This window comes from Prosthecodimorpha staleyi (assembly GCF_018729455.1).
Lineage (GTDB): Bacteria > Pseudomonadota > Alphaproteobacteria > Rhizobiales > Ancalomicrobiaceae > Prosthecodimorpha > Prosthecodimorpha staleyi.
Genome location: NZ_JAHHZF010000045.1, coordinates 1 through 684 on the forward strand (window position 1 = coordinate 1; position 684 = coordinate 684).

Sequence of the window (684 nt, forward strand, 5' to 3'; positions counted from 1 at the left end):
GGGAGGAGCAGGCCGGCAACGCGCTCCTGAAGGTCCATGTCCCGCCGGTCAAGGGCGCGCGCGTGAACCTGGAGTCCCCGTCCGGCACGATCGGCGAGGGCTCGGTCGCGAGCTGGTCGACCTATCACGACAGCAATGCCGCTCCGTCGCAGTCCGCCGATACCGCGATGCTCGCTGCGGGAACTTCGCAGATCGAGATGAAGGACGGCGAGATGGTCATCCGGACCGCCTCCAAGCTCACGCTCGATGTGGGCGGCATGGCCCTGGAGATCTCGCCCGACGAGATCAAGGCCGGCAAGACCTTCCGCGCCAAGAACGGATCCCGGCCGGCCCATTACGTGGGCGGCGTCGACGACGACGGCGACGTGGCCGTCGACGGCAATGCCGACATGCTCATCTGAGGAGAGACCGATGCAGTACCGCGTGACGACAAAGGCCGGCCCGAAGGTCGCCGGCCGCAATGCCAACCCCGGCGACGTGCTCGACCTGACCGAGCCGGAGGCCCGCTACGAGCTGATGGCCGGCACCATCGAGCCGCACGAACCGCCCGCGCCGGCGACCGCCGACACTGCGCCGCCGGCGGCCGAGCCGGAGACCTCCGAACCCGCCGTCAAGCCGGCTTCGAAGCGCCGTTAAAGGGGCATCCCGTGCAGGCGATCCGCTACCGGACCGGTCTCGACCGCA

General features: G+C 69.6%; 1 protein-coding gene and 1 pseudogene. Both read left to right on the top strand.

What is annotated here, in order from left to right:
• Nucleotides 1-401: pseudogene (locus tag KL771_RS28260) on the top strand (phage baseplate protein); the annotation flags it as partial.
• A 10-nt stretch (nt 402-411) separates the two neighbouring features.
• Nucleotides 412-636, top strand: coding sequence for a hypothetical protein (locus KL771_RS28265; RefSeq protein ID WP_261971836.1), 225 nt, complete (start codon nt 412-414; stop codon nt 634-636).
• The last annotated feature ends 48 nt before the right edge of the window (nt 637-684 follow it).

Coding starts and splice junctions, on each gene's coding strand:
- KL771_RS28265 (WP_261971836.1), top strand. CDS start 412: ATGCAGTACCGCGTGACGACAAAGGCCGGCCCGAAGGTCGCCGGCCGC.